At 70.1% G+C, this 17,589-nt stretch carries 16 protein-coding genes; 6 read left to right on the forward strand and 10 right to left on the reverse strand.

Features of this window, described 5'->3' with window-relative positions:
- Positions 1–168: 168 nt before the first annotated feature.
- The gene (locus tag VGB24_RS10310; protein ID WP_331072860.1) at positions 169–2,004 is read left to right on the forward strand and encodes a DegV family protein; all 1,836 of its coding nucleotides are present in this window, start codon (positions 169–171) and stop codon (positions 2,002–2,004) included.
- Positions 2,005–2,060: 56 nt separating this feature from the next.
- Here the strand turns inward: VGB24_RS10310 and VGB24_RS10315 are convergent, their stop codons facing one another.
- The 10 genes from VGB24_RS10315 to VGB24_RS10355 form a co-directional block, all read right to left on the reverse strand.
- Complete coding sequence (locus tag VGB24_RS10315) at positions 2,061–2,498, reverse strand: DUF2442 domain-containing protein (protein WP_331072861.1); 438 nt, start codon at positions 2,496–2,498, stop codon at positions 2,061–2,063.
- 54 nt (positions 2,499–2,552) lie between these two features.
- A complete protein-coding gene (locus VGB24_RS10320; protein WP_331072862.1) occupies positions 2,553–3,023 on the reverse strand; it encodes a DUF2442 domain-containing protein in 471 nt (156 codons plus the stop codon).
- Positions 3,013–3,246, reverse strand: coding sequence for a DUF4160 domain-containing protein (locus VGB24_RS25460; RefSeq protein ID WP_414676723.1), 234 nt, complete (start codon positions 3,244–3,246; stop codon positions 3,013–3,015). The genes VGB24_RS10320 and VGB24_RS25460 overlap by 11 nt, the downstream gene beginning before the upstream one ends.
- A 32-nt stretch (positions 3,247–3,278) precedes the next feature.
- Positions 3,279–3,569 (reverse strand): CBU_0592 family membrane protein, encoded by a 291-nt coding sequence (locus tag VGB24_RS10325; RefSeq protein WP_331072863.1) that lies wholly within the window; start codon positions 3,567–3,569, stop codon positions 3,279–3,281.
- A 39-nt stretch (positions 3,570–3,608) separates the two neighbouring features.
- The gene (locus VGB24_RS10330; RefSeq protein ID WP_331072864.1) at positions 3,609–5,036 is read right to left on the reverse strand and encodes an amidohydrolase family protein; all 1,428 of its coding nucleotides are present in this window, start codon (positions 5,034–5,036) and stop codon (positions 3,609–3,611) included.
- A gap of 37 nt (positions 5,037–5,073) precedes the next feature.
- On the reverse strand, positions 5,074–6,375 hold the full coding sequence (locus VGB24_RS10335) for a hypothetical protein (RefSeq protein WP_331072865.1): 1,302 nt from the start codon (positions 6,373–6,375) through the stop codon (positions 5,074–5,076).
- A 123-nt stretch (positions 6,376–6,498) separates the two neighbouring features.
- The gene (locus tag VGB24_RS10340) at positions 6,499–7,749 is read right to left on the reverse strand and encodes a glutamate-cysteine ligase family protein (RefSeq protein WP_331072866.1); all 1,251 of its coding nucleotides are present in this window, start codon (positions 7,747–7,749) and stop codon (positions 6,499–6,501) included.
- Positions 7,750–7,757: 8 nt separating this feature from the next.
- Positions 7,758–8,723, reverse strand: coding sequence for an L-histidine N(alpha)-methyltransferase (gene egtD / locus VGB24_RS10345; RefSeq protein WP_331072867.1), 966 nt, complete (start codon positions 8,721–8,723; stop codon positions 7,758–7,760).
- The gene (egtB, locus tag VGB24_RS10350) at positions 8,716–10,041 is read right to left on the reverse strand and encodes an ergothioneine biosynthesis protein EgtB (RefSeq protein WP_331072868.1); all 1,326 of its coding nucleotides are present in this window, start codon (positions 10,039–10,041) and stop codon (positions 8,716–8,718) included. The genes egtD and egtB overlap by 8 nt, the downstream gene beginning before the upstream one ends.
- A 781-nt stretch (positions 10,042–10,822) precedes the next feature.
- Positions 10,823–11,371, reverse strand: coding sequence for a DNA-3-methyladenine glycosylase I (locus VGB24_RS10355; RefSeq protein WP_331072869.1), 549 nt, complete (start codon positions 11,369–11,371; stop codon positions 10,823–10,825).
- 328 nt (positions 11,372–11,699) lie between these two features.
- Between VGB24_RS10355 and VGB24_RS10360 the strand changes: the two genes are divergently transcribed.
- From VGB24_RS10360 to VGB24_RS10380, 5 genes are all read left to right on the forward strand, one after another.
- A complete protein-coding gene (locus VGB24_RS10360) occupies positions 11,700–12,641 on the forward strand; it encodes a hypothetical protein (protein WP_331072870.1) in 942 nt (313 codons plus the stop codon).
- A gap of 151 nt (positions 12,642–12,792) precedes the next feature.
- Positions 12,793–14,169 carry an aspartate aminotransferase family protein gene (locus VGB24_RS10365; RefSeq protein WP_331072871.1) on the forward strand — a complete coding sequence of 459 codons (1,377 nt, stop codon included), beginning with the start codon at positions 12,793–12,795 and terminating at the stop codon, positions 14,167–14,169.
- Positions 14,170–14,511: 342 nt separating this feature from the next.
- Positions 14,512–15,528: an alkaline phosphatase D family protein gene (locus tag VGB24_RS10370; protein ID WP_331072872.1), complete on the forward strand. Its 1,017-nt coding sequence runs from the start codon at positions 14,512–14,514 to the stop codon at positions 15,526–15,528.
- A 206-nt stretch (positions 15,529–15,734) separates the two neighbouring features.
- Positions 15,735–16,679, forward strand: a complete 945-nt coding sequence (locus VGB24_RS10375; RefSeq protein WP_331072873.1) for a TIGR01777 family oxidoreductase — start codon at positions 15,735–15,737, stop codon at positions 16,677–16,679.
- Between the two features lie 331 nt (positions 16,680–17,010).
- Positions 17,011–17,577 carry an MSMEG_3727 family PQQ-associated protein gene (locus VGB24_RS10380; protein ID WP_331072874.1) on the forward strand — a complete coding sequence of 189 codons (567 nt, stop codon included), beginning with the start codon at positions 17,011–17,013 and terminating at the stop codon, positions 17,575–17,577.
- The last annotated feature ends 12 nt before the right edge of the window (positions 17,578–17,589 follow it).

Consider the following 17,589-nt stretch of genomic DNA (forward strand, 5'->3'; position numbering starts at 1 on the left):
TGCATGGTACCGCCGGACGGCCGGGCCTGGCGAGAGAGGATACAGGCGACAACCGTGCCCGCCCCTTGCATCCGTGCCGCACCGGGCGCACTATGCGGCACACGCCCACACCCGGCCGCACCGCCACGCGCCGCCGAACGCGCCAACCGGACCAGAGACATCTCCCGCATGACTGCTGTTAACTACCTGGACGGGAGCGGCCTGCGCGGCGCCCTGATCATGTCGGCGGAGTACGTGCAGCGCCACCGCGCGGACCTCAACCGCATCAACGTGTTCCCCGTTCCGGACGGCGACACGGGGACGAACCTGGCGCTCACCGTGAGCTCCATCGCCGACCACCTGCGCCGAAGCACGGACACGTCCGTCGGCGCCGTGGCCAAGGCCGCGGCGCAGGCCGGCATCATGGGCGCGCGCGGCAACTGCGGGATGATCCTCTCGCACTTCCTGCTGGGGATGGCCGACGCCATCGGCGACCGCGTGCGGCTGACGGTGGCCGAGTTCGGGCAGGTGCTGCGCAGCGCCACCGAGCACGTGTACCGCGCGCTGGAAAAGCCGGTGGAGGGCACCATGATCACCATCATGCGCGCCATCGCCGACGAGGCCGAGCGGCTGCGGGATTCCGACTTCGTGGTGCTGTTCGAGCGGCTGCTGGTCAAGGCGCGCGAGGCGCTGGCCAACACCCCCGAGCTGCTTCCCCAGCTCAAGGCGGCGGGGGTGGTGGACGCGGGCGCCAAGGGCTTCGTCCACATCCTGGAGGGGGTCGCGGGCTACCTGGCGGGCGACCCGCTGGTTGCGCTGGACGAGACGCCGGAGTTCGGCGCGGAGCCGGCGGTGTTCGCGGCCGCCCAGGCGGAGTACTCGGCGGCCAGCGAGCAGTACCGCTTCTGCACCGAGGCGCTGGTGCGCGGCAGCGAGCTGCCCACGCAGGAAACGGTGTCGGCGTGGCTGCGCGAGCGGGGCGATTCGCTGGTGGTCATCCGCAGCAACGACCTGCTGAAGGTGCACGTGCACACCGACGAGCCCGAGGCGGTGTTCGCGTACCTGCGCGGCTTCGGCGAGCTGGCGACCAAGAAGGCCGAGGACATGCAGGCCCAGCACGCCGTGGCGGAACGCGCGGCGACGGGGCACATGCAGCTGGCCCGCCGCCCCATCTCGGTCGTGGTCGACAGCGCCTGCGACCTGCCCGACGAGATCATCCGCGCCCACGGCATGCACCTGGTGCCGCTGAACCTGATCTTCGAAGACCGCGTGCTGCGCGACCGGCTCGACATTTCGGCCGAGGAGTTCGTGGAGCAGCTGAAGACGGGGGCGCACCCCAGCACATCGCAGCCCGCGCCCGCGGCCTTCATCGAGGGCTTCCGCCGCGCGGCGGAGGAGGGCGAGAGCGTGGTGGCCGTCCTTCTTTCGTCGGCCCTGTCCGGCACCTTCGCATCCGCCCAGGCGGCGCTCAAGCACCGGGTCGCGGGCGACGACGTGCCCATCCACCTGTTCGACAGCAAGGGCGGCTCGCTCCTGCAGGGGCTGCTGGCGCTCAAGGCCAGCGAGCTTGGGGAGATGGGGTGGACGCCCGAGCGCATCGTTGCCGAGCTGGAGCGCATCCGCGCGCAGTCGGGGTTCTTCATCGTGCTCGACACCTTCGAGCGGGCCCTGGCGTCGGGGCGCGTGGGCCGCGGCAAGGCGTGGCTGGGCAGCCTGCTCGACATCAAGCCGGTGCTGGACATCGACGCGGCGGGCAAGCTGGTGCCCATCGACAAGGTGCGCGGGCGCAAGAACATGATGCCCCGCATGCTGGAGGTGCTGGAGCGCAAGGTGCCCCGCGGGGCGAAGAAAATGCGCTTCGGCATCATGCACATCGGCGCGCAGGAGGTGCTGGCGCCCGTCACGCGGGAGATCCGCGCCCGCTACGGCAAGGACGCGGAGGTGGTGACGATGGCGGGAACGCCCATCTTCGGCACCCACGCGGGCGAGGGCGCCTGGGGCATCGCGTACCTGGTCGAGGACTAACATCGAGATCGGATCGAAAAGCGGGCCCCTCGCACCGGCGAGGGGCCCGCTTTCGTTCACGTGCCTGCACCCGGCTCGGGCTCGACCTTACGCGTTCGTGGCGCGCGGCGGGCTTCCGCCCGAGCCGCGCTCTCTTTCTCGGCCATCTCACGTTCAAGCTGGCGCATCCACGCCTTCCCACCGAACCGGCGCGCCACGAGACCAGGGACGCTGAAGTCCACATCGAGCGCCGTCCATCGAAGACCGACGCCGCGCGGATAGACCTCCACCTGTGCCAGAAATTCGGCGGCGACTCCTCGTAAGCCCTGAGCCATGTCCGCGGGGAACTCGAACGCACATCCGTCCTTCAGTTCGATGCGTACGCGCCGGGTCGCGGCATCGAACGTAGCGGCACGGGCGCGGGGTTCTGTCCTGTCCGCCTCCTTCGCTCGTGCCTTGGCGGCTGGGATCTGCGCCAGAATCTCCTCGTACGTCAGCCGCTTGTCATCACTCATGACCAGCTGCGCCTCGTGTGAACCCTGCCCTCGCGAGCGGATGGCTTCGTTTGCTCACGCTGCCGCAGCCGATTCCGGCCCGACCTTTCGCGACCGGGCCGGACGGCGTTGCTTCGTTCCGCTCTGCCCCGGTTCCGCCTTGGGGATTGACTGACCCGCCGAATCGTCACTGGCCATCTCACTTTCAAGCTGCCGCATCCAAGCGCGCGTTCCGAACACGCCGGAGACCAGCCCGGTGACGCTCAGGTCTACGTCGAGGGTAGCCCAGCGCAAGCCGATTCCGCCGGGAAAAACCTGGATCTGCGCCAAGTCTTCGGCGGACGCACCGCGCAAGTCCTGGCCGAGATCGGCCGGGAACTCAAATGCGCATCCGTTCTTGAGTTCGATGCGCACGCGCCTTGTTGCGGGATCGAACGACGCGGCGCGAGCGCGCGGTTCTGTCCGGTCCTCTTCCGCCGCTCTCGCGTCAGCCTCGGCAATCTGCGCCAGGAACTCCGCCTCGGTGAACGGTCTTTTACGAGCCATGGAGGGCCTCCCACTTGGACAGTAGTAGTTCCGCGTGCCTGTGAACCAGCTCCACCGCGTCGCGGAGATTCCTGCGCTTTATGGTGCGGCGGTCCCGGACAGACAAAGGAGAAAGATTGATCAACGCCACCTCGCCTCCCTTCCACACATGAACGTGCGGAGGCCTGTGGTCGTTCGGCCAGATGTGGAACGTGAAGCCGGATTCGCGATGTACGGTGCCCATGCACCCCACAGAACACGGTCCGGCGGCTCCCGTCAAGGACCATGATTGCCGGAAGTCGTTGCACCACCGCAACTTACATGTGCGGGCGGTGGCGGCTTCGGTGGCTTGATGAGCGGCGGGATGGAGAGCAGCGCCCAGGTTCCCTCCAGCAGCACGAAGCCCCATCGCTGGTCGATGGTGGCCACCCACGCCAGCAGCGCCCCTCCCACCAGGTTCATCGCCGAGTACCACCGATTTTCCCGCCCCATCCAGCCGCGCTGGTACGAGAAGTACGCGCCCAGGATCAACAGCGCGCCGATAAAGGAGATGACCTGGAGGAACACGGGCCGCCGGGAACGGGGAATCGCAATCGGACGGCTGGATTACCTGCGGGACCCGTGCCCGGAGCGGCGCGCGTACGCCTCCGCGCGGCCGAAGAGCGCCGCGCGGTCGACCACCCGCCCGTTCGTGATGACGGTGTGGATGCGTCGTGTGTTGCGGATGTCGGAAAGTGGATCCGCGTTCAGCAGGACGAGATCGGCCAGCCGGCCGGGCCGGACGGTGCCGAGCGAGTCGAGCGCGCCCAGGTAGTCGGCCGGGTTGTACGTCGCCGTCCGCAGCGCCTCCATGGGCGTGAGCCCTGAGCGCACGAGCAGCACCAGCTCGTCGTGCAGCGACAGACCGGGAATGAGATAGGGGAGCGGCGCGTCCGTGCCGGCCAGCAGCCGCACGCCCGCGCGATGCATCTCGCCCGTGCGCTCCAGGCTGAAGAAGGCCGCGACCGTGGACGTGTCGCTTGGCTCGGCGCGCTGAAGCCGGGTGCGCCACAGGGCCAGCATCGGGCGCGGAACGTAGCGGTGCGCCGACGGGTGCATCACCGAGGTGTCGCCCGGGGCCATGTAGGGCTGGTAGACCGCCAGGGTGGGCGTCAGGTAGGTACCGGTGTGCGCGAGCATGCTGATCACGGCGGCACAACGCGCGGGATCGTACGTGGCCCTCATGCGGCGCGCGTGGTCGCGGATCGTCTCGAGCTGGAGCGCCGGTGGCGCGTCGGGCGGCGCCTCGGCGAGTTCGCGCCGCAGCGCCTCGTCCTCGGCGGAGCAGGCGCGCATCAGGTCGTCCTCGTGCTCCATCCCGTCCTGATGCCGGGCCGCTTCGCGCGTGCTCACGCCGTGGGGGACGTGGCCGGCGATCTTCACTCCACGCCGCCGCGCCTGGTCCGCCGCGGCGAAGTAGGCATCGCGGGGCACCCTGGAGTACACCTTGATGAAGTCCGCGCCGGCGGCCACGAGCGAATCGACCGCCCGCCGCGCCTCGTCCGCCGTGGCGGCGCGCGCCACCCACGGGGTGCGGTTGGCGGGCCCGTCCAGCCGCCCGCCAATCACCATCCGCGGGCCGGCCAGCCGCCCCGCGCGCACCTCGCCCGTCCAGAACCGCGCGGTGTCGACGTAAAAGCCCATGTCGCGCGCCCCGGTCACGCCATGCGCCAGCAGGAGCGGCGCGGCGAAGTCCGGAAACTCGTTGCCGAAGGCGTGGACGTGCATGTCCCACAGCCCGGGGATCAGCCACCGCCCGCGCCCGTCGATGCGCCTGGCGCCGCGCGGCACCGCCGTGGACGCGCTCGGCCCCACGGAGACGATGCGGCCGCCGGCTACGATGACGGTCTGATCGCTCCGCGCCGGCGCGCCAGTACCGTCGATCACCACCACGTTCGTGATGGCGAGCGGCGCATCCGCCGCGTCAGCGTCCGCGCATGCGCTGGCCGACAGCGCGATCAGGAGCGCGGCCGCGAGGCGAACCACACGCATCATGCAATCGCCACGGCAACGCGTCGGCGCGCGGTCGCCGTCAGTTGATCCAGCCCGATCCGCCGCCTCCGAACCGCGGGTTGACGACCGGGCTGGCCTTGGAGCCGAACGTGTACGAGAGCCCCACCGACGCGTAATACTGGAAGCCCGTCGCCAGCTGCCTGCGCCGGAGCAGCAGATCTTCTTCGGTCGCTTCGCCGGCCGCCAGGTAGATCTGGTCGCGAAGACGGTCGTACGAGCCGTTCAGCTGCAGCGAGAAGCCGCGGAACAGGTTCAGCTCCACCCCGCCGCCCACCTGCAGCCGGTTCTGCGAGAAATCATCCAGGAAGCTGCCGGCGGCCGCGCCCACGTCGATGCTGCCCCAGGGCTGGCGCGCCACCACGCCCACCTGCAGCATCTGCTGCAGGCGCGCCTCTTCCGTGCGCTCGAACACCGTCATCTCGGAGTAGTCGTACCACGCCGGGCCCACCGAGTACCGCGCGGTCAGCTGCCGCCGGGTAGATTCGGCGTAGGGAAAGAAGTTGTACTCCACGGCGGGGGCAATTCGCACCGCCATGTCCTGGTTGTAGTAGGTGGACCGCGACGCCGAACCCGTAACCCCGGCCGACAGATGCGGGCCCAGGCTGCGCACCGTGAGGACGTCGATTCCGCGGCCGGACTGCTTGTTGGTGAACACGGTGGCCGAGTCGATCTCGAACCGGGTTTCGCTTTCGCTGCCGTTCACCGAAACCCGCAGCTTCCACTGTTCCGTGGTGCGCGACGCGCTCACGGAGCCGAAGAAATTGCTGCTGCTGTACGTCTGCTCCCCGTTGAAGAAGCCGTGCCCGCTCAGCCGCATGGTCCAGTGGTTCCATGGGTCGCGCGCCGGGGTGGCGGCCTCTTCCGTCTTCGGGGCCTCGTAGGTAACCCGCAGGTTGGCCGCCTGCGGCGTCTCGGCCGCGTAGCGCACCAGCCCCAGCTTGATGGCCCCGGCCAACCCCGACCGCCGCGCCTCTTCCGAGGCGTTCGGCTCGCTGTTGTGCGTCAGCGTGGAGTTCACCCCCGCGTACCGGCCCTGGCCCAGGAACGCCAGCGTGTACGCCGTTCCACCCGCCCCGGTAGACTCGGAGGTGATCAGGACGTGCACCTCGGCGTCGCCACGGTCGCGTACGTGGGTGACGAACGCGATCTCCGTCTGAAAGAAGTCGCTGTCGCAGTAGAACCCGCTGCAGTCCAGGTACACGCGAACGGCCGTGCCCTGGGTCTGCGCGGCACCCGTCGTCTGCGCGTGGACGGCGGGCGGCAGGGTTGCTTCCGTCGTGGCGCAAACAAGGGCGGCCGCGACGATCCGCAGGATCTTCATGTTTGTGGTATTCGGGGGACGGAAAAGGCGGGGGAGTGCGATCCGGAGTACAACGCTGGAGTGCGGCGTACCCGGACGGAGGAGCCGGGTTCCGGCCGGACGAGAATCGTTTGCTTGCGGCCGTCAGGCGGGAATGGGGCCGGCGATAGCGTCGAGGGTGTCGTCCGCGGGCGAACGTGCCTGGCGCGTGTAGCGGGCGAAGAACTCGGCGGCCTCGTCGATGTCTTCTCCGCCGACGAACGCGGGCATCGCCGCGGCGCCGGAAAGCGCAATGCCGGCAAGGTCCGCGGCCGTCGCGGCGATGCCCGGGTCGGAGAGTCCGTCCCGCCCGGCGGCGTACAGCTGGGCGGGGTCCGGCTCGCCAAGGAGATCGGCGGCGGCGCGCAGGCTGGGGGCGTGGTAGGCGATGCCGGCCAGCAGAACCAGCGGCGCGGCGTACCACTCCGGCGCCACGGCGTCGGCCGAGCGGACCTCGGCGAAGCCCTTGGGGCGCACCTCGGGAAAGAGCGTGGTCAGGTGCAGGTGCCAGTCGTCCATCCCCACGCACCCGCGCCGGTTCCACTCGCCGAAGGAAAGGAAGCCCGGGCCGGGAGACATCACCATCGGCGCCCGCAGGGCGAAATCCAGGTACTCCGCCACGGGGTCGGCGCAGGCGAAGCACCCGGTGCGCCCGCCGTCCAGCTCGCGCCACACCCGCGCGCGAAAGCTGCGGTCCCCCGTCGGCTCGCCGCGGTAGACGGGCGAGCTGGCGAAGATGGCGGTGACGTACGGCGCCATGGCGTTCCACACCCCCCAGCGCGCGAGCGGATCCGCCCCGAAATCCAGGCTCACCTGCATGGCGGCCGTCTGCCTCATCATCCGCTCGCCGCCGGTGCCGAGCGACTGCATGAACTCCGTCATCCGCACGTAGCGCGCGCCGGGTAGCTGCAGGGGCACCGTCTCGATCCCGTTCCGCGGCTCGATGCCCACGGACAGCAGCTCCACGCCGTCGTCACGCATCTCCCGGATCAGCGGCCCGACGGCGGCGCGGAGGCTCTGCACCAGCGCCGTCGCGGACGGAAAGGCCGGGGCGCTCAGCTCGATCTGCCCGCCCGGCTCGTACGTCACCATCCCGCCGTCGGGAAGGACGAACTTCGGGACGCCGTACGAGCTGGGCTCTTCGCGCCAGCAGTGGCGCTCCGCAAACCGGCGCAACAGCGGCAGCGTGGAGGGCCCGTCCGGCGCCTGGATGGGCACCTGCACCCCGCTCTCGGCGGAGACGGGGATCAGCTCCACCTCCGCCCCGATGCGCGGGCGGGGGACGAAACGGGCGGGAGACAGCGCGAACGAGTTTGCGCGCAGGTCAGCGAGCAGGGCGGCGCGGTCCAGCGTCATCGCTCCGCTCACGCCACCGGTGATGCCAGCACCAGCGCGTAGAGCGCGTCGTCGTCCGTCGTCCACTCGTCCACGCGCAGCCCCGACGCGACGAACAGGGCGTCCACGCTGGCGCGGTCGTGCTTGGCGGAGATCTCGGTGCGGATGGTTTCGCCCGCGGCGAAAGAGAACGTGCCAGCGCCGGGTACGGCCACCTCCTGGTCGCGAAGGCACACCAGGTGCATCTCGATCCAGTGGTCCGCCGCGTTGTACGACGCCCGGTGCTCCCACGCATCGACGTCGAAGTCCGCCCCCGCCTGGGCGTTGACCACGCGCAGCATGTTGCGGTTGAACTCGGCCGTCACACCCGCCGCGTCGTTGTAGGCCGCCTCGATCACCGCGGGGTCCTTGCGCAGGTCCACTCCCATCAGGAACCGGTCGGCCCCGCTCATCCGCTCACGCACCCTCCGCAGGAGCGCCACCGCGTCATCCGGCGCAAAGTTGCCGATGGTGCTGCCCAGGAACGCGTGAAGCGCAGGCGCGGGAAGGCCGTCGGGGAGTGCGAAAGCGTCCGTAAAATCCGCCACCACCGGCACGACCTGGATGGACGGATAGTCGCCGCCGATCCGCCCCGCCGTCTCGTCCAGGAACTCGGCGCTCACGTCCACCGGCACGTAGACGGACGCATCCGCCGCCGCGGTGATCGCGTCCAGCACGATGCGCGTCTTTTCCGCGCTGCCGGCGCCCAGCTCGACGAGCGTGCGGGGCCTGAGCGCGCCTACCCACACGGGCATCCACTCCGCTAAAAGCGTCCGCTCGGTGCGCGTCAGGTAGTATTCGGGAAGACGGGTGATCTCCTCGAAGAGGCGCGAGCCGTGCTCGTCGTAAAAGAAGCGCGGCGGCAGCTCCTTCTGCGGGCGCGACAATCCATCCGCCACGGCGCGCACGGCGGTGGCGTCTACGGCCGGGGAGGGCGGGAGGGCGACGTCAGTCATCCTGTGCCACCCGGAACCCGCTGAAGATCTGCCGCCGGATCGGGTAGTCCCAGTTGCGGAAGGTGTTGCGGATGGCGCCCGGGCGCGTGGCCCACGATCCGCCGCGCAGCACCTTGTAGTCGGGGCCGAAGAACACCTCGCTGTACTCGGGATAGGGAAAGGTCTGGTACCCGGGCCAGGGCGCGAAGTCGCTGGCGGTCCACTCCCACACGTCGCCGATCATCCCGTAGCAGCCGATCGGCGACAGGTTGCCCGGATAGGCGCCCGTCTGTGCCGGTTCGAACGAGAGCTGGTCGAGGTTGGCGTCGAACGCCGTCGGCGGCTCGTCGCCCCAGGGAAATGTGCGCTTGGTGGCGGATGATGGATCCCACGACGCGGCCGCCTCCCACTCGTGCTCCGTCGGCAGGCGCCTGCCGGCCCAGTTGCAGTACGCCTCGGCCTCGTACCAGCAGACGTGGCACACGGGCCGATCGGGATCGACGGGCATCTCGCGGTCCATCGACCGCGTCCACCACGTGCCGTCGTGCCGCTCCCAGAACTGCGGCGCCACCAGCCCGGCCTCTTCGCGATGCTTCCATCCCGCGTCGGACCACAGCGATCGCGCCTGGTATCCGCCGTCGTCGATGAAGCGGGCGAACTCGCCGTTGGTCACCGCCCACGCGCCGATGCGGAAGGGGGCCAGCTCAACCGCGTGCCGTGGCCGCTCGTTGTCGTACGCCGCCGCGCGGTCGTCCGTGCCGATCTCGACGGTGCCGCCAGGGAAGCGCACCATCCCGTCCTCGCTGGCCACCACCGGCCGCCCCGGCGGCGTGGCGATGGCGCGCGGCGCGCGGTAGCGCGTTTCGTCGCCCCTGAGCTGCAGGGCCTGCAGGATGGTCTCGTTGTGCTGGTACTCGTGCTGGGCGACCATGCGGTAGACGTAGCCGCCGTCCAGCAGCCCGGGATCGGCGCGGCCGGTGTCGCCCGCCTGCACGTGATCCAGCACGGTGCGCCGGACGGTGGCCATGTGGTCCAGCGTATCGGCCAGGCGGGGAAGAGCGAGCTGGCCGCGGACGGAGCGGGGGTTCTCGAACGGGTTGAACATCCCCGGCATTTCGCCGAACCGCACCGGCCCCTCCAGGTTGCGCACCAGCCACAGCTCCTCGAAGTGCGCGATGTGGCCCATGTCCCACACGACGGGGCTCATGAGCTTGTCGTGCTGGTTCATCAGCTCGGCCTCGGGCACGGGCGAAACCAGCAGCAGCGTGCGCTCGCGGGCGTCCTGCAGCAGGGCCGCGACGTCGCGCGGAGTGGGAGCGGGCGGGTTGGGGCGGGACATGGAATGGGTCACGGGTGGTCGCATCGTGGCGGGATCAAGCTAGACCTGCCCGCCGGGGAACGCCACGATACCGTGGATGATCACGGGAGGCGAGTGCGCGTGTCGCAGGTTTGTCGCACGAAAATTTGATGCCGTGCCCCATGGGAGGCTTGAAGCGCGAGTTGTCATCCAGAGGCCCAAGCGCGCAGAACCGCCCGTAGCACACCCCTCGCGGGCCGAAGGATCTAGCCGCGGACACGTACAAGCCAGGGCGCGGCAGCAGTCACGGATGCAGGGGCCTCGGCTGCCGTGGGGCCCTCACCCGTCCTCGCTTATGCTCGTCCACCCTCTCCCACAAACAGCGTGGGAGAGGGGATACACTTCGGGGTTTTGCGCGTCAAGGCAAGCCCGGCGCTCGGGCCGGCGCCCCCCATCCCCAACCCTTCCCCCGCAAACTGCGCGGGGGAAGGGAGCGAGTGCGGCGCGCTCCGGCAGCCGAAGCGCAATCGAAGGTCTCCCCCTCCCCTGCGCAGCGGGGGAAGGAGGCCGGGGAGGGGGCTCCCGCGGAATGCGAGGCACCTCATCGCACCCCGATCGAATTCTCCCCTCTCCCGCTTGCGAGGGGCCGGGGGAGAGGGCAGCCGGGGACTGCGCCGGAGTATCCACACGCACCACAGCCCAGACTACCCAGCCCAAACACCGGAACTCATCGGCGCGCACCAAGCTGACTCCCTTCCCCCGCGGGGTTTGCGGGGGAAGGGCTGGGGATGGGGGGCGCTCGTCGCACGCACCCGACCCAGCCTCACCCGGACCGAACTTCCGCCCGCGCCCACGCCGGCCCGGCCGCGAGCACCCGCGCGTAGACCGGGCACTCGGGCGTGTGCGCGCTGGGCAGGTAGCCGGTGCTCATCAGGAACTCGCCCACGATCTCGCCCCCCGTAAAGCGGAACGTCTTCTTGAACAGCTTCACCCACTCCGCCTTTTCCCGCGGATGGTGCGCGTTCAGCCATTCCGCGAATCCCCCGTACTCCGCGCGAAGCTGCTGGATGCGGCGCGCGTTCTCGATGACGGCGTCCACCTTCAGACGGTTGCGGATGATGCCGGCGTCCGCCAGCAGGCGCGCGCGATCCTCGTCCCCGTACGCCGCCACGCGGTCGACGTCGAACCCGTGGAACGCGGCGCGGAAGGCATCACGCTTCTTGAGGATGGTCAGCCACGACAGCCCCGCCTGGTTGATCTCCAGCGCCAGCCGCTCCAGCAGCTCGTCGTCCCCCTCCAGCGGAAAGCCGTATTCGTGATCGTGATAGGGTCCGTGGACGGGATGGCCCGGCGCGGCGTCGCAGTAGGACATGGGGGTGAGTGCGTGAGTGCGTCAGTGCGTCAGTGCGTCAGGGCGTCAGTGCGGGTAGTGTGAGGATGCGGTGGGGATGCGGGATTCGCAACGGCGCCGGCGCGCGGATGCAGCGTTCGGGGACCGTGGCGCATCCAAGCGGGTAGAGCGAGTGGGATCGGCGTGGATGCCAGCGTCGGCGCGGCCATTTTGCGTGGCGCCGCTTTCGCCCGATCGCCTTCCTATTTCCCGAACGGCGGGTGCGCGCTAGTATACCCGTTCACCCCGTCTTGATCCGGAGATCCGTTCATGGCCGGCAAACACACGGCGCGCCCACGCGCGGCAAAGCATGTCTGAGCTCCAGGGCGACGCGCCGCGGCACCTTCCGTTCGTCCTGGGCATCGTCGGCGACTCCGGCAGCGGCAAGAGCACCGTGGCCCGGGGCGTTCGCGAGCTCATCGGCCCGGCGCGCGTGTCGACGCTGGAGCTTGACGACTACCACCGGTACAGCCGCGCCGAGCGCCAGGAACTGGGGCTGACGCCGCTGAACCCGCTGGTGCACAACCTGGCGCTGATGCAGGAGCACCTGCAGCTGCTGCGGCGCGGGCGGCCGGTACGCAACCGCAGCTACGACCACACAGACGGCAGCTTTGGCCCCATGCGCACGCTGGAGCCCGAGGAAGTGGTGCTCGCCCGCGGGCTGCTGGGCTTTCCCACCGACGAGCTGCGGTCCGTGTACGACCTGGCGGTGTTCCTGTATCCCGAGCCGGACCTGCTCTTCCGGTGGAAGCTGCGGCGCGACACCAAGTCGCGCGGCTACACCGAGGCCGAGGTGCTCAAGAGCATCGCCCGCCACCTGGTAGACAGCAAGCTGTACGTGCTCCCCCAGGCGGACCGCGCAGACCTGGTGGTGCGCTACGAGATCCCCGACTGGGAGGCGCCGGACACGGAGGTGGCGACCACGCTGATCCTTCGCCGCGCCGCGGCCGACGCGGTGCGCGGCGACGGCATCCACAGCCTGGGCGCGCACGTGGCGATGGAGGACGGCGACGGCGGCGACCTGACGGTGCGCGTCGCCAGCACCCTGCCGCGCGAGGTGGTGGATGCGTGGGGGCGCGAGCGGTTCCCGGAAACGTACGACCAGGCCGCGTTCGGCACCTATCAGGACGAGGCGGGCGAAGAGGGGCACCTGGTGCCCCTGGCGTTCACCGAAATCCTGATCGCCGACCTTACGCAAAAGCTCCGGCGCCCGACCGAATCCCTCGCCAACGCCGCGGGATCGGCCATCTGAGGTCTACCAGCCGTGGAGGACTCCGGACGGGCGTCGTGGTGATCCACGGCGCCCGTTCTCGTTTCTTCGCCAGCACGTAGTTCTTGCCGTGGGATGCGCACACCGGCAAACTCCCCGCGGACACCGACGATCAACCACGAAGCCGAGCCACGTGCCCGAGCCGCTGTCCGGAACCGCGCTCCCCTCCATCGCCGTCCCGCCGCCGGGGCCAGCCTCGCTGCGCCTGTCCGACGAGCTGGCGCGCTACGAATCGCCGAACGTCACCTATCGCGCGGCGGATTTCCCGGTGTTCTGGGACGAGGCGCGCGGCGCCAACGTGCGCGACGTGGACGGGAACGTGTACGTGGACCTCACGTCCGCGTTCGCCGTGGCGGGTCCGGGGCATGCCCATCCGCGCATCGTGAGGGCGATCCAGGACCAGGCGGGGCGGCTTCTGCACGGGATGGGCGACGTCCATCCCCCCGCCATCAAGGTAGACCTGCTCCGCGCGCTGGCCGAGGTGGCGCCCGGCGGGCTGACCCGCAGCGTGCTGGCCAGCTCGGGCGCCGAGGCGGTGGAGGCGGCGCTCAAGACGGCGGTGATGGCCTCGGGCAAGCCGCGCGTGCTGGCGTTCCACGGCAGCTACCACGGCCTTACCTATCGCGCGCTTTCCGTCTCCGGCCGCGAGGACTTCCGCGCGCCCTTTTCGTCGCAGCTGGGCGCGCCCGGCGTGTTCGTCCCCTATCCCTCCGCCTACCGCTCGCCCTTCGGCGGGGACGCGGAGGAGGTGGGGGCGGCGGTGCTGCGGTACATCGAGCACGTGCTCGACACGCCAGGAACCGCGCACGAGGGGATCGGTGCCATCCTGGTGGAGCCCATCCAGGCGCGCGGCGGCGACGTGGTGCCGCCGCACGCCTTTCTTCCCGGCCTGCGCCGCATCTGTGACGAGCGCGGGCTGCTGCTGATCCTGGACGAGATCTACACCGGCTTCGGCCGCACGGGGCGGTGGTTCGCCTGCGAGCACTGGGGCGTGGTGCCGGACCTGATGGTGGTGGGCAAGGGGCTCACCGGCGGGTTTCCCTTTGCCGCCTGCATCGGCACCGACGCGGTGATGGGCGCCTGGCCCGTGTCCACGGGCGAGGCCATCCACACCTCCACGTTCCTGGGCCACCCCGTGGGATGCGCGGCGGCGCTGGCCTCCATCGCCGTGCTGCGCGACGAGCGGCTGGTGGAGCGGTCGGCCGAGCTGGGGACGCGGATGATGGCGCGCCTGGCGGAAATGACGGCGGACCACCCCCACGTCGGTGAGGTGCGCGGGCGGGGGATGATGATCGGCGTGGAGCTGGTGCGCGACCGCGGCACCCGCGAGCCCGCGCCGGAGCTGGCGGGCCGCATGATGGTGGAGGGATTGCGCCGCGGACTGCTGCTGCTCGGAGGGGGGATCTACGGAAACGTACTCTCCCTTTCTCCGCCGTTCGTGCTTACGGACGAGCAGGCGGATCACGCGTTGGGAGTGATTAGCGAGATGCTCGAAGAGATGCGTAAGTAGGGAACGCTCGCCCCGGCCGTGCTGGGGCGACTGAAGTCGCGGCAACAACGGCCCGAAGTCCGCCTTCGCGGACTGCGACGCGTCGTCTAGTGCGCGTGGCCGGCCGAACCGCGAACGAATTCTCCCTCTCCCCTGCGAAGCGGGGGAGAGGGCCGGGGAGAGGGGGCTCCCGAGGGATGCAAGGCAGCCAGTCGAACCCCGCTCGAAGTGCTCCTCTCTCCCGCGCAGTTTGCGGGGGAGAGGCCGGGAGAGGGGGGCCCGCCGCGGCATGCGCCGAGCACAGTCGAACCCCGACCGAAGTTCCAGTCGCGCAGCCGCACCGTCCCTGGACCGAACCTGACGATGCCGACGATCAACATCCGCAGTCTGATTCTGGCCGCCTCGTTGACGGCGGCCGCGTGCGTGGAATCGCCGAAGCCGCAGTCGGCGCCCGCAACCTCCGCCGAGGTGTCGCGCATTGCGTTCGGGTCGTGCAGCGACGAGGACCGGCCGCAGCCGCTGTGGCAGCACGTGGTGGCCGACGATCCCGACGTGTGGGTGTGGCTGGGCGACAACATCTACGGCGACACCACGGACATGGCCGTAATGCGCCAGAAGTACGAGCGCCAGAAGTCGCACCCGCGCTACCAGGCGCTGCTGGGCACGTCGTCTGTCATCGGCACGTGGGACGACCACGACTACGGGGTGAACAACGGCGGCAAGGAGTTCCCTGCGAGGCGCGAAAGCCAGCAGGCCCTGCTCGACTTCTTCGACGTGCCCGCCGACAGCCCGCGCCGCGCCCGCGCCGGCGTGTACGAGTCGTACGTCTACGGCACGCCGGGACGGCAGGTGAAGGTGATCCTGCTGGACACGCGCTACCACCGCGACACCATCGGCTCGGGCGGCGACATCCTGGGAGACGAGCAGTGGGCGTGGCTGGAGCGCGAGCTGCGGAACAGCGGGGCGCAGGTGAACCTGATCGGCTCCGGCATCCAGGTGGTGCCGGAGGACCATCGGTTCGAGAAGTGGGCCAACTTTCCCGCGGAGCGGGAGCGGCTGTTCCGGCTGATCGGCGAGACGCGCGCGCCGGGCGTGGTGTTCCTCAGCGGCGACCGGCACATCGCCGAAATCTCCAAGCTGGAGGGGAGCGCCGCGGGCTACCCGATGTACGACATCACCTCCAGTGGCCTGACGCACACGTGGCGCGAGGACCGGCCCGAAGACAATCGGCATCGGGTCGGCGAAAAGGTGGTGGCGCTCAACTACGGCGTGCTCGACATCGACTGGCAGGCCCGCACCCTGCGATTCACCATCCGCGACGACGAACGCCGGACGCGTCTGGAGCAGGTGATTCCGCTCGCGGAACTGCAAGCGCGGTAAGTGCGTGAGTGCGTGAGTACCGAGGCGCGTCCCACGGTATAACTCACGACCCAGCATGTAGTCCACGAAGGTGGACATCGTGTGGTCGTTGCAGCGAATTCATTCGCCCGGCCAGCCAGGGCCTGCACCGACCCTGAACCGACCTGGCCGGGCCCTGCACCCGCGACAGCCCGGGCCGACAATCCTCATCCCTGTGCATCGCCACCATGACCGGTCCGACTCCCACGCCATCCCCGACTTCCCCCGCCCTGCCCATGCGCGTGGCCATCACCGGCTCCACGGGACTGATCGGCGCCGCGCTCGTGGATCGGCTTCGGACGGAGGGGCACACGGTGTCGCGGTTGGTCCGCTCGCGCGCCAAGGCCGGGCCGGGTGACGTGATGTGGGACCCCGGCGCGGGAACCATCGACGCTGCGGCGCTCGAAGGGGTGGACGCGGTCGTTCACCTGGCTGGCGAGAACGTCGGGACGCGGTGGACGGAGCAGAAGAAGCGGCAGATCATGGAAAGCCGCGTGAACGGGACCCGGCTGATCGCCCAGACGGTCGCCGGGCTGCAGCGGAAGCCGCGGGTGCTGGTGCAGGCGTCGGCGACGGGAATCTACGGCGACCGCGGCGACGAGGCCGTCGACGAATCCAGCGTCCCCGGCACCGGCTTCCTCGCCGACGTGGGCCGCCAGTGGGAAGCCGCGTCCGCGCCCGCCGAGCAGGCCGGCATCCGCGTGGTGAAGCTGCGGTTCGGGGTGGTGCTGAGCCGCAAGGGCGGCGCCCTCCAGCGGCTGCTCCTGCCCTTCCAGATGGGCGTCGGCGGCCCCATCGGCAGCGGGCGGCAGTGGATGCCCTGGCTTTCGCTCCCCGACGCGGTGGAGATCGTGCTGGCGGCCATCCGCGACGACCGGCTGCGCGGCCCCGTGAACGCCATCGCCGGCAGCGCGCGCAACGCCGACTTCACCACGGCGCTCGGCCGGGCCGTCAACCGCCCCGCGCTGATCCCCGTCCCCGGCTTCGGGCTGCGCCTGGTGTTCGGGCAGATGGCGGACGAGGCGCTGCTCGCCGGGCAGCGCGCCGAGCCCCGGCGCCTCCGCGAGATCGGCTTCACCTATCGTCATCCCACGCTCGACGACGCCCTCCACGCAGCCCTCCGCGACCGCTGACCCCCCGCTCCACGGCCTGAGAGCAGGGGGCGCGACTCCCCTGCTCCGCTGCTCGGGGCCGCATCCTCTTTTGTCGTATATCCTCCCCCCACCTGCGTCTGCGTGCGCCGTATCACGCCGGCCGCGCGCCTTTCCTCCTTGGACAAACCCGGCACATTCTCTGCGGGCGGCTCGCCATCCGCTACTCGGGCGCCCTTGGGTGACCCGCATCGGCGTGCGCGGGCGTTCCTGCTGGCCTCGCGCGATCGGCAATCCATCTCGCGTGGATGACTGCCGCCTGTCACCCTGCGCGCGATCCAGCGCCGCGGGAGCACCGAATCACGGAGGGCGCATGAGAGTGGGAACGTTGGGCAAGGCGGCGGCGGCCGTGCTTTTGGGCGCATCCCTGAGCTCGTGCAACTACGTCAAGCTCCTGCGGCCCAGCGTGCTGCGGCAATTGAACCCGCGGATGGTGAACCTGGTCAACTACCTGCCGAAGGTGGAAGACCCCAACGAGGCCATCGTCGCACGCCTGTTCGCCCACGGCGGCCTGAGCCACGCAAAGCGTGGCGCGGACGGCGTGTATCGCCAGTACGTGCGCATCCCGCCCGGCGAGTACATCTGGCAGCCCGCCATCATCGTCGTGCCAGAGGGCGGTGAGCTGGAGTTGGAGTTCCAGAACGACGACCCGTTCTCGTACCACGCCGTGGCGCTTCCGCACGAGGGCAACCGCCAGGCGATGATGCTGCCGATGCAGACGCGCGGACGCGCCCGGATCCGCCTGGACGCGCCGGGGATGTACTGGTTCGGATGCCCCGTCGCCAACCACGCCCCCCGCGGCATGCTGGGGCTGGTGCTGGTGGAGGGCGAAGTGCCCCCCGAGGCGAAGCTGGACCGTCCCCGCCAGCGCCGGCCGTAAAGGAGACCCCTT

The organism is Longimicrobium sp., from assembly GCF_036399935.1.
GTDB lineage: Bacteria > Gemmatimonadota > Gemmatimonadetes > Longimicrobiales > Longimicrobiaceae > Longimicrobium.

Bases quoted from the DNA above. Each gene is read 5' to 3' on its own strand.
- VGB24_RS10310 (WP_331072860.1), top strand. From the start codon at position 169: ATGACTGCTGTTAACTACCTGGACGGGAGCGGCCTGCGCGGCGCCCTG.
- VGB24_RS10315 (WP_331072861.1), bottom strand. From the start codon at position 2,498: ATGAGTGATGACAAGCGGCTGACGTACGAGGAGATTCTGGCGCAGATC.
- VGB24_RS10320 (WP_331072862.1), bottom strand. From the start codon at position 3,023: ATGGCTCGTAAAAGACCGTTCACCGAGGCGGAGTTCCTGGCGCAGATT.
- VGB24_RS25460 (WP_414676723.1), bottom strand. From the start codon at position 3,246: ATGGGCACCGTACATCGCGAATCCGGCTTCACGTTCCACATCTGGCCG.
- VGB24_RS10330 (WP_331072864.1), bottom strand. From the start codon at position 5,036: ATGATGCGTGTGGTTCGCCTCGCGGCCGCGCTCCTGATCGCGCTGTCG.
- VGB24_RS10335 (WP_331072865.1), bottom strand. From the start codon at position 6,375: ATGAAGATCCTGCGGATCGTCGCGGCCGCCCTTGTTTGCGCCACGACG.
- VGB24_RS10340 (WP_331072866.1), bottom strand. From the start codon at position 7,749: ATGACGCTGGACCGCGCCGCCCTGCTCGCTGACCTGCGCGCAAACTCG.
- egtD (WP_331072867.1), bottom strand. From the start codon at position 8,723: ATGACTGACGTCGCCCTCCCGCCCTCCCCGGCCGTAGACGCCACCGCC.
- egtB (WP_331072868.1), bottom strand. From the start codon at position 10,041: ATGTCCCGCCCCAACCCGCCCGCTCCCACTCCGCGCGACGTCGCGGCC.
- VGB24_RS10355 (WP_331072869.1), bottom strand. From the start codon at position 11,371: ATGTCCTACTGCGACGCCGCGCCGGGCCATCCCGTCCACGGACCCTAT.
- VGB24_RS10360 (WP_331072870.1), top strand. From the start codon at position 11,700: ATGTCTGAGCTCCAGGGCGACGCGCCGCGGCACCTTCCGTTCGTCCTG.
- VGB24_RS10370 (WP_331072872.1), top strand. From the start codon at position 14,512: ATGCCGACGATCAACATCCGCAGTCTGATTCTGGCCGCCTCGTTGACG.
- VGB24_RS10375 (WP_331072873.1), top strand. From the start codon at position 15,735: ATGACCGGTCCGACTCCCACGCCATCCCCGACTTCCCCCGCCCTGCCC.
- VGB24_RS10380 (WP_331072874.1), top strand. From the start codon at position 17,011: ATGAGAGTGGGAACGTTGGGCAAGGCGGCGGCGGCCGTGCTTTTGGGC.